This window comes from Magnetospirillum sp. WYHS-4 (genome assembly GCA_039908345.1).
Taxonomy (GTDB): Bacteria; Pseudomonadota; Alphaproteobacteria; order Rhodospirillales; family GLO-3; genus JAMOBD01.
Map to the genome: position 1 here is coordinate 1 of JAMOBD010000076.1, position 13,088 is coordinate 13,088.

Sequence of the window (13,088 nt, forward strand, 5' to 3'; positions counted from 1 at the left end):
CGCCGTTCCCGTTGTTATCCACGTCGTCGCTCCAGAAAAGACTCATGACACATACTCCTGGCTTCAGTTTGATAAATGTTCCATCGTGATCCGGTTCCTTCCCGGTGCGGGCGGGAACGACGAGGTGGAATAGAGGCATACTGCCACAGAACAAAACGCGACTCAAGTCCATAAAGCGAACATATGCGATTCCATAGGGCGATATGCCTGAACGCTGGCGTCCCGCCCGCCGATTGCGGGCGGGATGGACGGGTTCGCTCCCCTTTGGAGCCTTCACCCGATTGCCTTGGGCAAGGTCGTTCCCCCTGCCGACAGGCGTCGGCGCTCCAGCCCCGGAAAAGCAAGAAAATCGAGCAATTCAATTTGTTATCGGCAGAGTCCATAATCGGGACATGGATGCCGTCCTTTCCATCGTCGATCTCACCGTCGCCTTTCCCACCGCTGCCGGCCCGGCCAAGGCAGCCGACGGGCTATCTTTCGACCTGCGTCCCGGGTGCACTACAGCCTTGGTGGGCGAATCCGGCTGCGGCAAGTCGGTGACCGCGCTAGCCCTCATGGGCTTGGTGCCGCCCCCCGGCCGGTTGACCGGGGGAAGCATACGGTTCGCCGGCCGGGACCTGACGAATCTGACGGAACGGGAGTGGCGCAAGCTCCGGGGCGCCGGCCTCGCCATGGTCTTCCAGGAACCGTTGAGCGCCCTCAACCCCGTAATGACCATCGGCGATCAAGTAGCCGAGGCCTTCCGTCTCCATGCCCGCTCCGGGGGCCACACCGCCTGGGCGGAGACGGTCGCCATGCTGGGGCGCGTCGGCATCCCCGATCCGGCAGCGCGGGCCAAGGCCTATCCGCACCAGCTTTCCGGCGGCATGCGGCAAAGGGCGATGCTCGCCATGGCCCTGGTCTGCCGACCCGCCGTGCTGCTGGCCGACGAGCCGACGACCGCTCTCGACGTCACCGTCCAGGCCCAGATCATCGCCCTCATGCAAGACATGCAACAGGAGCTTGGAACAGCCATCCTGTTCATCAGCCATGACCTGGGGGCGGTTTCGGCCATCGCCGACGACGTGCTGGTGATGTACGCCGGACGTATCGTCGAGCGGGCCCCGGCCGGAAGGTTGTTTGCCCATCCGCTTCATCCCTATACCCGCGGCCTGCTGGACACCCTGCCCGGCCAAGCGCCTCGACACGGCCGGCTGCCGTCTCTCGATGGCGCCGTGCCCGACCTTGCCCGCCTGCCGGAAGGCTGCCGATTCTCCGACCGCTGTCCGTTGGCCGACGCTGTCTGCCGCGACGACGAGCCCCCCCTGGCCGACCACGCCGGCTGCCGCGTCGCCTGTTGGAAGGCGAGACCATGACGATCATCCTGGAGGCCCATGGGATGGAGAAGAGCTTCCGTGTCAAAGGCGGGACGGTCCGGGCGCTACGGGGCGTCGACTTGGCGGTGCGGGAAGGCGAGACCCTGGCCTTGGTTGGCGAGTCCGGCTGCGGCAAGTCAACGCTCGCCCGCGCCCTGGCTCTGATCGATCCCCCCGACGGGGGAACCCTGCTGTTCGATGGCCTGCCGCTGAACGGTCTGGGCCGGCGCGCCCTCAGGCCCTTCCGGCGCGCCCTGCAGATGGTCTTCCAGGACCCCTACGGCTCCCTCAACCCCCGTCTGGCAGTGGGCGCCATCGTCGCCGAACCCCTGGTCATCCACGGTATCGGATCTGCCGTGGAACGGCGCCAGGCGGTGGCGGAACTGCTGGAAGCCGTCGGGTTACATCCCGAGGACGCCAATCGCTATCCCCACGAATTCAGCGGCGGACAGCGCCAGAGAATCGCCATCGCCCGCGCCCTGGCGCCGGCCCCCCGGATTATCGTCGCCGACGAGCCGGTCTCGGCCCTCGACGTCTCGGTGCAAAGCCAGATCCTCAATCTATTGCTCGACCTGCAGGAGCAGCGGCGCATCGCGTGCCTGTTCATCGGCCACGATTTGGCCGTGGTCCGCCATATCGCCCACCGGGTGGCGGTCATGTACTTGGGGACCATCGTCGAGGAAGGCCCGGCCGACGCCCTATTTTCCCGGCCGCGCCATCCCTATACCAGCATTCTTCTGGCCGCCGCGCCTCGCGTCGGTCGGCGGCGTCCGACGACCAAAATCCTGCCGGGCGATCCGCCCAGCCCCCTGTCTCCGCCTCCCGGCTGCGCCTTCCATCCCCGCTGCCCCCTGGCCGACGTCATCTGCCGGGACGAGACGCCGGTCCTGGAAGAGACTGACGGCGGCGGCCATCGCGCCGCCTGCCACTTCAGCCACCTGGTGCCGAGCGACGGCAATCCCTGGGAGGATCGGCGATGATCGGCTTCCTCGCCTCCCGCCTGGGCCAAGCGATCATGGTGCTGCTCGCCATGTCCTTCGTTGTCTATGGGCTGATGGGCCTGATGCCCGGAGACCCCATCGACCTGATGATCGCCGCCGACCCCAAGATGACATCGGAAGATGCGGCACGTCTGCGCGCCCTTCATGGCCTCGACAAGTCGATCCTGGAGCGCTACGGACACTGGCTGTCGGCCGCCATGGCAGGCGATCTTGGCTTCTCGCGCCTATATTCCCGCCCTGTCCTGGAGGCCCTGGCACCCGCCCTGGCCAATACCTTGGTGCTGTTGGGCAGTGCCTTCCTGCTCGCCCTCCTGATCGCTTTTCCGGCTGGGATCGCGGCCGCCGCCCGGCCACGCTCGCCACTCGACTACTTGGTCAACCTGTTCGCCTTCGCGGGAATATCGATGCCGGTTTTCTGGGTCGGGCTGCTGCTCATCCTGCTGTTCGCCGTGGCCTGGGGCTGGCTGCCGGCAAGCGCCGCCGGGGCCGGATCGGCCGAGGGCTGGTGGGACTGGACCCGCCACCTGATCCTGCCGGTCGCCACCCTGGCCATCGCCAACATCGGCGGCTACGCCCGCTACGTTCGTTCCTCCCTGATCGAGACCCTGCGCCAGGACTACATCCGCACGGCGCGGGCCAAGGGCGCCGGCCCCCTGCGGGTGCTGCTGCGCCATGGCCTGCGCAACGCCTTGATCCCGGTGGTCACCGTGGTTGCCCTCGACCTGGGCAGCCTGGTTTCCGGCGCCCTGGTCACCGAGACCCTGTTCGCCCATCCCGGCATGGGAAAACTGATCTTCGACGCGGTGATGGGCAACGATTTCAACCTGGCCCTGGTCGGCCTCCTGATCGCCACGGCGCTCACCTTGGCCGGCAACCTGCTGGCCGACCTGGCCTACGTCTGGCTGGACCCGAGGATCGCGCGCCCATGAGTCCCACCCGCCTCGCCCTGCGCCGCTTTCTGCGCCACGGCCCAGCCGTGGCGGGCGCCTTGCTGCTGCTAACGCTCGGCTTGGCGGCGGCGGGCGCGCCTTGGGTCGCGGCCTTGCTGGGCATCGATGCCGGGGCCATGGATCTGGCCAATCGCTATGCCGCCACGTCGGCCACCCACCCCCTTGGCACCGACGAGTTGGGCCGCGACCTCCTGGTGCGTTTGCTGCAAGGCGGACGGGTATCGCTGTTGGTCGGACTGACCGCCGCGTTGGCCGCCGCCGCCATCGGCACCGCCCTGGGGTTGCTGGCAGGCTATTACGGTGGCCTGCTCGACGCCCTGCTGATGCGCCTCACTGACGGGGTGATCGCCCTGCCCCTGCTGCCCCTGCTGATCGTTCTGGCCGCCATCGACCTACGCAAGCTGGGCTTGCCCGACATCGTCGTCGATTCCCCGGACATCAGCCTCTATCGCATCGTCGCCATCGTGGCCCTGGTCGGCTGGACCACGGTGGCCCGTCTGGTGCGGGGCGCCACCCTGGCCCTGAAGGAAAGAGACTTCGTGCAGGCAGCCCATGGCCAGGGTGCCGGACCGCTACGCATCATGGGAGTCCATATCCTGCCTAACTTGGCTTCGCCCATCCTGGTGGCAACTACGTTATCGGTCGGCAATACGATTCTGCTGGAATCGGTGCTGAGCTTTCTGGGGCTGGGTATCCAGCCGCCGGTCGCGAGTTGGGGCAACCTATTGACCAATGCCCAGGAGACGATCTGGTCGGCCCCGGCCCTGGCGGTCTATCCGGGCCTGTTCATCCTGGCGACGGTAATGGCCGCCAACTTTGTAGGCGACGGACTGCAGGACGCCTTCGATCCCAAGGCAGAACGGTAAGGATAACCACAGACAAAAAAACACCGCTTACCTAAGGCATCCCCTAGGTAACGGATAAGCGCAGTCGCGCGGCTATCTACACCTGGATATCGATAGCAATACCCAAGGCGCCTGCCACCTTCTGCGGCTGGCTCTCGTCCGAACCGAACGCTTGCCCGACAGGATCGTCAGAAGGATTCGCCTTTTGCTGTTGTCGGACCGCTTCTTTTCCAGCTGCGGCTTTGCGGGCCGCTTCCTTGCGGGCCTCCTCAGCCTGCTGAGTCATCGTATCGACAAACTCCGCCTGCTGGGTGACAGCGAATCTCATAACTTCCTGAGCCACGTTCAACCGAACAAAGTTGCTTCGAGACTCGATATACATTTTCGGACCTGTTGCCACCTTCTGGTGATATTGCATTCCATCATCTTAGATTATACAAAATTCCGCTCGGTTTTCAACATCTCATTAAGCATCCCAAGCCTCGGTTGCCTGGCTGCCCATTTCTCGGATACACTCCTTCGGGCGATCGCACTGAGAGGGAGGCTGGCGGATGGTGGGGATTGGGCGTTTGGCCCTGGCGGTTACAGTCGGGTCTCTGGCCTTTGCCGCGAGTGACGGCGCTTCGGCTGCCGGTCTCGGCAAATCTATCGCCTCCGACCTGATCCAGGCCCGCGCCCAACAACGCATCCTCAAAGAGGACGACGCCGCAGACGGCTCGTGCCACCAGCGCCACTTCGCCACCGCCGAAGTCGTCCGCCAACCCGAAGTGCAGTCCTTGGGCCGCATCGCCGAGACCAAGTGGCAGGAACAGTGGACCCTGATGCGCTGCGGCCTGCCGGTCGGCTATCGGGTCTTCTTCACCGAGGTCGGCCTGGGTGGCGCCTATTTCTCGGTCGTTCGCACCGACTGACCCCTTCCCGCCCCTTCCAGACTCCCAAGATTCTCCCGGGCCCAACGGGGCCTCTTCGTGTCCGCATTCCGGGAACTCGCCGATTGCTGTGGGGATTGGGATCAATCCGCATTGTCTCTTTGCAAATAGGCGGTTTTGCCGCAAACTCGGGCCCTCGCATCGCGGGCCACAAGGGGGAAACCCGGCCGGCCGGACAAAGGGGAAGACCATGACCAATCGCTATGAGGAAGCGTACTCCCGCTCGCTTAAGGATCCCGATGGATTCTGGGGGGAAGCGGCGGAAGATCTTGTCTGGGTGAAGAAGTGGGACAAGGTCCTGGACGACGGCGACAAGCCCTTCTATCGCTGGTTCTCGGGCGCCGAATGCAACACCTGCCACAACGCGCTGGACCGCCATGTGGACGAAGGCAACGGCGAGCGCACGGCGGTCATCTACGACAGCCCCGTCACCGGCAATACGGTCAAGAAGTTCAGCTACCGCGAGATGCGCGACACCGTGGCCCGCTTCGCCGGGGTCCTGAGGTCCTGCGGCGTGGGCAAGGGCGACCGGGTGATCGTCTACATGCCGATGATCCCCGAGGCGCTGGTCGCCATGCTGGCCTGCGCCCGCTTGGGCGCCGTGCATTCCGTGGTCTTCGGCGGTTTCGCGGCCAACGAGCTGGCGGTGCGCATCGACGACGCCAAGCCCAAGGTCATCGTCAGCGCGTCCTGCGGCATCGAGGTCAACCGGGTCATTCCCTACAAGCCGTTGCTCGACCACGCCATCGATCTGGCGAGCCACAAACCGGGCCACACGGTCATCCTGCAGCGCCCGCAGGTGATCGCCGCCATGATCCCCGGCCGCGACATCGACTGGGCCGAAGCAGAAGCCAAGGCCCAGCCGGCCGATTGCGTGACCGTCAAGGCCACCGATCCGCTGTACATCCTCTACACCTCGGGCACCACCGGCCAACCCAAGGGCGTGGTGCGCGACAACGGCGGCCACATGGTGGCGCTGAAATGGACCATGAAGAACGTCTACGACATGCAGCCCGGCGACGTCTATTGGGCGGCTTCCGACGTGGGCTGGGTGGTCGGCCACAGTTATATCGTCTACGGGCCGCTGCTGCACGGCTGCACCACCCTGGTCTACGAGGGCAAGCCGGTCGGCACCCCCGATGCCGGCGCCTTCTGGCGGGTGATCGCGGAACATAAGGTCAAGGCGATGTTCACCGCGCCGACCGCCTTCCGGGCCATCAAGCGCGAGGACCCCAACGCGGAAATGCTGGGGCGCTACGACATGTCGGGCTTCAAGATGCTGTTCCTGGCCGGCGAGCGCACCGATCCCGACACGCTCGTCTGGGCCCAGACCAAGCTGAAGGTGCCGGTCATCGATCATTGGTGGCAGACCGAGACCGGCTGGGCCATCGCCGCCAACTGCATGGGCCTGCACCCATTCCCGGTGAAGCCCGGCTCTCCCACCAAGCCGGCGCCCGGCTGGGACGTGCAGGTACTGGACGCCGAATGCAAGCCGGTGAAACCGGGCGACATCGGCTCCATCTGCTGCAAGCTACCGCTGCCGCCGGGGACTCTGCCGACCCTGTGGAACGCCGACCAGCGCTTCATCTCGTCGTACCTGGAGGAATTCCCCGGCTACTACAAGACGGCGGACGCCGGCTACTTCGACGAGGACGGCTACGTCTACATCATGGCCCGCACCGACGACATCATCAACGTGGCCGGGCACCGGCTGTCCACGGGCGGCATGGAGGAAGTGCTGGCTTCCCACCCCGACGTCGCGGAATGCGCCGTGATCGGCGTGGCGGATCAACTGAAGGGCCAGTTGCCGGTGGGCTTCATGGTGCTGAAAGCGGGCGTTGCCAAGGACGCGGCGACCATCGTCAAGGAGGTGGTCAACCTGGTGCGCGAGCGCATCGGGCCGGTGGCCGCCTTCAAGCAGGCGGTGGTGGTCAAGCGCCTGCCCAAGACCCGCTCGGGCAAGATCCTGCGCGGCACCATGCAGAAGATCGCCGACAACGAGACCTACAAGATGCCGGCCACCATCGACGATCCGGTCATCCTGGACGAGATCGAAGAGGCCCTGGAGACCCTGGGCCTGGCCAAGGCGCGGAAGTGATCGCCGAAACCGGCGCCGCAATGCCGCCCCCGAACATAAACGCGCCGCCCGGAAGGGCGGCGCGAAAGTTTGACAGGGAGGCGTCTCGTGTGTGTGGACGAGCCGTGATTGCCATCCGACAGGTTCATCCAACAAGTCTTATCGTAGACGTCATTCCTTAAGGACCGATTAACGCCGAAAGAAGGAATCGGCGCCCGAGCGGGCAGCCTCCTTGGCGGCGATGGTCCGACGGGCGCGATCGATCTCGGCCTCCAGGTCGGCGATGTAATCCTTCAGGGCCTGGATGGACATTTCCTCCAGGTTCTTCAGCGGCGGCTTGCGGTTGCGGGGTTCCAGGTCGTCCAGATCCATGTCCGTCTTCCCATCCTGACTGGCCTCGCCGATACTAGCCGATCATGACCGCCCTGCCCACCGACATGCTCTGTATCGAGACCGCCCGGCCGGGCGGGGCGGAGGTGCTGCGTCCGGCACGGCGTCCCCTGCCCCGCCCGGCCCCCGGCGAGGTGCTGATCCGCGTCGCCGCCGCCGGCGTCAACCGGCCCGACATCCTGCAGCGCGAGGGCCGCTATCCCCCGCCGCCCGGAGTTTCCGACATCCTGGGTCTGGAGGTTTCCGGGCAGGTCGCGGCCCTGGGCGAGGGCGTCGCCGACTGGCGGGAAGGCGATTCCCTTTGCGCCCTTGTCGGCGGCGGGGGCTACGCCGAATACTGCACTGCACCGGCGGGACAGTGCCTGCCGGTGCCGGCGGGCCTCTCGTTTGCCGAAGCGGCCTGCCTGCCCGAGACCTTCTTCACCGTCTGGAGCAACGTCTTCGAACGTGCCGCCCTGCGGCCGGGCGAGACATTTCTGGTACACGGCGGTGCCGGCGGCATCGGCAGCGCCGCCATCCAGCTCGCCCGCCATTTCGGGGCACGGGTGATGGCGACGGCGGGGTCGGACGAAAAATGCGCCCTCTGCCGGCGCCTGGGCGCCAACCTGGCCATCGACTACCGGGAAACCGATTTCGTCGCGGCGGCCGGGGACTTCACCGGCGGACGGGGCGTCGACGTGATTCTCGACATGGTGGGCGGCAGCTATGTGGCCCGCAATCTCAAGGCATTGGCCAGCGAAGGACGGCTGGTGCAGATCGCCTTCCAGGCGGGCTCGAAGGTGGATCTGGACCTCATGCCCTTGATGCTGAAACGCTTGACCCTGACCGGCTCGACGCTCCGCATCCAAAGCTTGGAACGCAAGGCGGCCATCGCGGCGGCCCTGAAGGACAGGGTCTGGCCGCCGATCGAGGCGGGCCACGTCCGGCCGCAGGTGTCCGCCACCTATCCCCTCGCCCAGGCGGCCAAAGCCCATCGCCGGATGGACGGGGCCGACCACTGGGGAAAGATCGCGCTGCTCGTGGACGCCATTCCTCTTCCCTGAAAGGTCGCCAAATCGAATCAGAACCTTTCGAGCGATGGTCGTGGTTTATGCGCCTTTTGCGATTGCACGCCGAAAGGTTTTTGCATATACTATTCAACGCGTCGTTTAGTTGTCGCCGATGCGAGCCGGCGGGGTGCGTCAACACCGCCGCCGGTCATGCCCGCCCTTTGACACGGCCGGATGCTTATCCAGACCGCAGGAAACGCACCGCCGCGTCGCGTTCGAACAGGTAGAGCAGGGTCCGCAGCGCTTGGCCGCGCGGGTCCTGCAGGTCGGGGTCGCGGGCCACCACCAGGGAGGCGTCGTCGCGGGCCACCTGCAACAGGTCGCCATGCTGGGCCAGGTCGGCGACTCTGAATTCTGGCAGGCCGCTCTGGCGTGTGCCCAGCAACTCGCCGTGTCCGCGCAACCTCAGGTCCTCCTCGGCGATGACGAATCCGTCGTCGGTTTCGCGGATGACGGCCAGGCGCTTTCGGGCGGTCTCGCCCAAAGGCTGGCCGTAGAGCAGGATGCAGACCGAGTCCCGTTGGCCGCGCCCCACGCGGCCGCGCAACTGGTGAAGCTGGGCCAGACCGAAGCGTTCCGAATGCTCGATGACCATTACGGTAGCGGCAGGGACGTCGACGCCGACCTCGATCACCGTGGTGGCGACCAGGATGTCCACCTCCCCCTCGGCGAAGGCGGCCATGGCCGCGTCCTTGTCGCGTCCCTTCATGCGGCCGTGCACCAAGCCGACGCAGTCGCCGAAGCGTTCCTTCAGGGCGGAAAAGCGTTCCTCGGCGGCGGCCAGGTCGAGGGTTTCGGATTCCTCCACCAGCGGGCAGACCCAATAGACCTTCGCCCCGCCCGCCTGGGCCCGGCCCACCGCCGCCGCCACCTCGTCCAGGGCGTCCAGGGGCTTGACCAGGGTCTTGACGGGCTTGCGGCCGGCCGGCTTCTCGGTCAAGCGGGAAACGTCCATGTCGCCGTAGGAGGTCAGCATCAAGGTGCGGGGAATGGGCGTGGCGGTCATCACCAGCACGTCAACCGCCCGGCCCTTGCGGGCCAGGGTCAGACGCTGATGAACGCCGAAGCGGTGCTGTTCGTCGATGACCGCCAAAGCCAAGTCGCGAAAGGCCACGTCCTCTTCCAGCAGGGCATGGGTGCCGAGAACCAGGGCGATCCCGCCCGCCGCCAAGTCTTCCAGAATCTCGCGGCGCGTCTTGCCCTTCTCCCGCCCGGTGAGCAGGGCGACCTTGATATCCAAGGCGGCGGCCAAGGGCTCGATGGTCGCCAGATGCTGGCGGGCCAGGATTTCCGTGGGCGCCATCAGGGCCGCCTGGGCGCCGGCTTCCACGGCGTTCAGCATGGCGAGGAAGGCCACCACCGTCTTGCCGCTGCCCACATCGCCCTGCAAAAGGCGGAGCATGGCAGATTCCCCGGCCATGTCGGCGGCGATTTCGGTCAGGGAGATTTCCTGGGAGGCGGTCAGGCGGAAAGGCAGGGCGGCCATCGCCCGGGCGCGGAAGGCGCCGTCGCCCCGGATCGCCCGCCCCTTGGACCGCCGCAGGTTGAGCCGCACCAGGGCCAAGGCAAGCTGGTTGGCCAGCAACTCGTCGTAGGCGAGCCGGCGGCGGGCCGGGGCGACGGGCAGAAGGTCGGGTTCCTCCTGGGGGCCATGGGCCTCGACGAGCGCCGCATGCCAGGGCTTCCAGCCCTCGCGCGCCATGAGCGCCGGATCGATCCATTCCGGCAGGTCGGCGGCCTTGCGCAGCGCTTCTTGGATGGCGCGGCGCAGCAGCTTGCCCGACAGGCCGGCGGTCAAGGGATGGACCGGCTCCACCGCTTGCAGGCTCGCCAGTTCCTCCAGGCTGCCGATATGGTCGGGATGGGTGATCTGGATGTCCTCGTGGAACCGCTCGACGGTGCCGCTCACCACCCGGACCTGGCCCTCGGGCAGGGCCTGTTCCAGCCAGTCGCCGCGGGCGTGGAAGAAGACCAGGGACAGGGTTCCGGTCTCGTCGGCACAATAGACCCGGTAAGGCTGGCGCGGCGTGCGCGGCTTGACGTGATGCATGACCCTGAGGGTGAGGGTGGCGACCCGGCCGGGAATGGCCTCGGCCACCTTGGGGGCGTAGCGGCGGTCGATGAGCCCGGACGGCAGGTGCCAGAGCAGGTCGGCCACATGGGGCCCCGCCACCTTCTCCACCAGCCGCCCGACCTTGGGCCCCACCCCCGGCAGGGCGGTGACCGGCGCGAAAAGGGGAAAGAGGACCTGGGGGCGCATTTGGGGCTGCTGACAGGGACCGAGGAAGGCACTATACCGTGCCCCCATGGTCGCCTCTCTCGAAGCCCGCCGCAAGAAGCTCCTGTTCCGCTGCCATCACATGGGCACGGCGGAAAACGATTTCCTGTTCGGCCGCTTCGCCGATGCCCATGTCGCCGGGCTGGACGCCCGCCGTCTGGATCTGCTGGAATCCCTGCTGGCGGAAGGCGACAACGACCTGTTCGACTGGGTCACCGGCCGCAAGGTGCTGCCCGAGCGCCACGACAACGATCTCGTCCGCCTGATCCGGGAGTTCGCATGAAAGCCTCCGTCAACGGCACTATTCTCGACTACGCCCTTTCCGGTCCCGCGGGAGCGCCGACGGTGGTGCTGGGCCATTCCCTGGCGACCAGCCGTGCCATGTGGGCGCCGCAGATCGAATCGCTGGTCTGGCGCTATCGAGTACTGGAGTTCGACATGCGCGGCCACGGCGCCAGCGCCGCCCCGGACGGACCTTACAGCCTGGACATGCTGGCCGACGACGCGGCCGGCCTGATCGAATATCTGGGCCTGGGGCGGGTGCGCTACGTCGGCTTGTCGATCGGCGGCATGATCGGCCAGGCCCTGGCGCTCCGCCATCCGGGGCTTCTGGAAGGCCTGGTGCTGGCCAGCACCACCAGCCGCATTCCGCAGGATGCCCAGGCGGTCTGGGACGAGCGCATCGCCGCCGTCCGAGCCGGCGGAATCGCCACCCAGACGGCCGCCACCCTGGAGCGCTGGTTCACCCCGCTCTGCCGCGAGCAGCGTCCGGCCCTGATCGCCCGCGTCGGCGGCATGATCGGCGCCACCCCGGCCGCCGGCTACATCGGCTGCTGCCACGCCATCAAGGGCCTGGACCTGACGGACCGGTTGGGGGAGATCCGCGTGCCGACCCTGGTCATGGTGGGACGGCAGGACATGGGAACGCCGGTAGCGGTGGCGGAAACCATTCAGCGCGGCATTCCCGGCGCCCGCCTGACCGTCATCGAGCAGGCGTCCCACCAAGCCGGACTGGAACAGCCCGAGGCCTTCAACGCGGCCCTCCTGGACTTTCTGGACAGTCTCGATTCATGAGCATCCCCAGGGACTTCGTTCTCGAACCCGGACGGACATCGATCGGCGGCGCGCCCACCGGCTATGACGCCCTGGTGGTGGCCGCCCTGGCCAAGGACCGCGACTTGCTGTTCGTCGCCACCGACGACGGCCGGCTGGCGGCGATGTCGGAGGCCCTGGCCTACTTCGCACCCGAGGTGGAGCGCCTGGAATTCCCCGCCTGGGACTGCCTGCCTTACGACCGCGTCTCGCCCAACGGCGAGGTCGTGGCCAAGCGCATCGATACCCTGACCCGTCTTCTGGAGGCACCGGAAGGACGGGGACGGATCGTGCTGACCACCGTTTCCGCTCTGGGGCAGAAGGTGCCGCCGCGCGCCGCCTTCCGGGGGGCGTCCCTGCGCCTGGCGCTGAAGGACCGCAAGCCGCCCGAGGACTTGGCCGCCTTTCTGGTGCAAAGCGGCTACGTCCGCGCCGAGACGGTGATGGAACCGGGCGAGTTCGCCCTGCGCGGCGGCATCCTGGACGTCTTTCCGCCCGGCGCTCCGCAGCCCCTGCGCCTCGACTTCTTCGGCGACGAGTTGGACGGCATCCGCAGCTTCGATCCGGTCAGCCAACGCACCGTAGGCAAGGTCGACAGCGCCCTTTTGAAGCCGGTTAGCGAGGTGCCGCTGGACGCAGCCGCCATCTCGCGCTTCCGGTCGGGCTACCGGGCCCTGGCGGGGGCGGCGGCGGCGAACGATCCGCTCTATGAATCGGTTTCGGCCGGCCGGCGCCACATGGGCATGGAACATTGGCTGCCCCTGTTCCACGAGACCCTGGAGACCCTGTTGGACTATCTGCCCCGGGCCGCCATCGCCTTCGACCACCAGGCGGAAGAGGCGCGGCAGTCGCGCGCCGACCAGATCGCCGAATACTACGCGGCCCGCGGCACGACGGCGGAATCGACCTATGGCGGCTCGCCCTACAATCCGGTGCCGCCGGACCGCCTGTTCCTCGATGCCGCCGGCTGGGGCGACCTGATGATGGGGCGGGCCGTGGCCCAACTCTCGCCGTTCGTCGGCGAAGGCGCCGGCATCGATGCCGGCGGGCGGCTGGGGCGCGACTTCGCCGATGCGCGCCTGCAGACCGGCGTCAACCTGTTCGAAGCCCTGCGGGGCCACG

Annotated in this window: 13 protein-coding genes; 10 read left to right on the forward strand and 3 right to left on the reverse strand. The window is 67.1% G+C overall.

Annotated features, from left to right (window positions below):
* Window positions 1-392: 392 nt before the first annotated feature.
* From H7841_16185 to H7841_16200, 4 genes are read left to right on the forward strand one after another with little or no spacing between them, the layout of a single operon-like run.
* The gene (locus H7841_16185) at window positions 393-1,355 is read left to right on the forward strand and encodes an ABC transporter ATP-binding protein (GenBank protein MEO5338407.1); all 963 of its coding nucleotides are present in this window, start codon (window positions 393-395) and stop codon (window positions 1,353-1,355) included.
* A complete protein-coding gene (locus H7841_16190) occupies window positions 1,352-2,335 on the forward strand; it encodes an ATP-binding cassette domain-containing protein (protein MEO5338408.1) in 984 nt (327 codons plus the stop codon). Before H7841_16185 ends, H7841_16190 begins: the two co-directional genes overlap by 4 nt.
* Window positions 2,332-3,285, forward strand: coding sequence for an ABC transporter permease (locus H7841_16195; protein MEO5338409.1), 954 nt, complete (start codon window positions 2,332-2,334; stop codon window positions 3,283-3,285). The genes H7841_16190 and H7841_16195 overlap by 4 nt, the downstream gene beginning before the upstream one ends.
* Window positions 3,282-4,172 carry an ABC transporter permease gene (locus tag H7841_16200; protein MEO5338410.1) on the forward strand — a complete coding sequence of 297 codons (891 nt, stop codon included), beginning with the start codon at window positions 3,282-3,284 and terminating at the stop codon, window positions 4,170-4,172. The genes H7841_16195 and H7841_16200 overlap by 4 nt, the downstream gene beginning before the upstream one ends.
* A gap of 76 nt (window positions 4,173-4,248) precedes the next feature.
* Here the strand turns inward: H7841_16200 and H7841_16205 are convergent, their stop codons facing one another.
* The gene (locus H7841_16205; GenBank protein MEO5338411.1) at window positions 4,249-4,569 is read right to left on the reverse strand and encodes a hypothetical protein; all 321 of its coding nucleotides are present in this window, start codon (window positions 4,567-4,569) and stop codon (window positions 4,249-4,251) included.
* A gap of 133 nt (window positions 4,570-4,702) precedes the next feature.
* Between H7841_16205 and H7841_16210 the strand changes: the two genes are divergently transcribed.
* Window positions 4,703-5,062 (forward strand): hypothetical protein, encoded by a 360-nt coding sequence (locus H7841_16210; GenBank protein ID MEO5338412.1) that lies wholly within the window; start codon window positions 4,703-4,705, stop codon window positions 5,060-5,062.
* A gap of 208 nt (window positions 5,063-5,270) precedes the next feature.
* Window positions 5,271-7,178, forward strand: a complete 1,908-nt coding sequence (locus tag H7841_16215; GenBank protein MEO5338413.1) for a propionyl-CoA synthetase — start codon at window positions 5,271-5,273, stop codon at window positions 7,176-7,178.
* 168 nt (window positions 7,179-7,346) lie between these two features.
* Here the strand turns inward: H7841_16215 and H7841_16220 are convergent, their stop codons facing one another.
* On the reverse strand, window positions 7,347-7,529 hold the full coding sequence (locus tag H7841_16220; GenBank protein MEO5338414.1) for a DUF1192 domain-containing protein: 183 nt from the start codon (window positions 7,527-7,529) through the stop codon (window positions 7,347-7,349).
* A gap of 44 nt (window positions 7,530-7,573) precedes the next feature.
* Here H7841_16220 and H7841_16225 point away from each other — a divergent pair, with 44 nt between their 5' ends.
* Window positions 7,574-8,590 (forward strand): NAD(P)H-quinone oxidoreductase, encoded by a 1,017-nt coding sequence (locus H7841_16225; protein MEO5338415.1) that lies wholly within the window; start codon window positions 7,574-7,576, stop codon window positions 8,588-8,590.
* 184 nt (window positions 8,591-8,774) lie between these two features.
* Here H7841_16225 and recG read toward each other — a convergent pair whose 3' ends face one another.
* A complete protein-coding gene (gene recG / locus H7841_16230) occupies window positions 8,775-10,856 on the reverse strand; it encodes an ATP-dependent DNA helicase RecG (GenBank protein MEO5338416.1) in 2,082 nt (693 codons plus the stop codon).
* 46 nt (window positions 10,857-10,902) lie between these two features.
* Between recG and H7841_16235 the strand changes: the two genes are divergently transcribed.
* The 3 genes from H7841_16235 to H7841_16245 all read left to right on the forward strand — a co-directional run.
* Entirely contained in the window at window positions 10,903-11,157 is a 255-nt protein-coding gene (locus tag H7841_16235) for a succinate dehydrogenase assembly factor 2 (protein MEO5338417.1), read from the forward strand.
* Window positions 11,154-11,948, forward strand: a complete 795-nt coding sequence (gene pcaD, locus H7841_16240; GenBank protein MEO5338418.1) for a 3-oxoadipate enol-lactonase — start codon at window positions 11,154-11,156, stop codon at window positions 11,946-11,948. The genes H7841_16235 and pcaD overlap by 4 nt, the downstream gene beginning before the upstream one ends.
* Window positions 11,945-13,088: transcription-repair coupling factor (locus H7841_16245; GenBank protein ID MEO5338419.1), on the forward strand; the 1,144-nt coding region annotated here is incomplete at its 3' end. The genes pcaD and H7841_16245, both read left to right, overlap by 4 nt.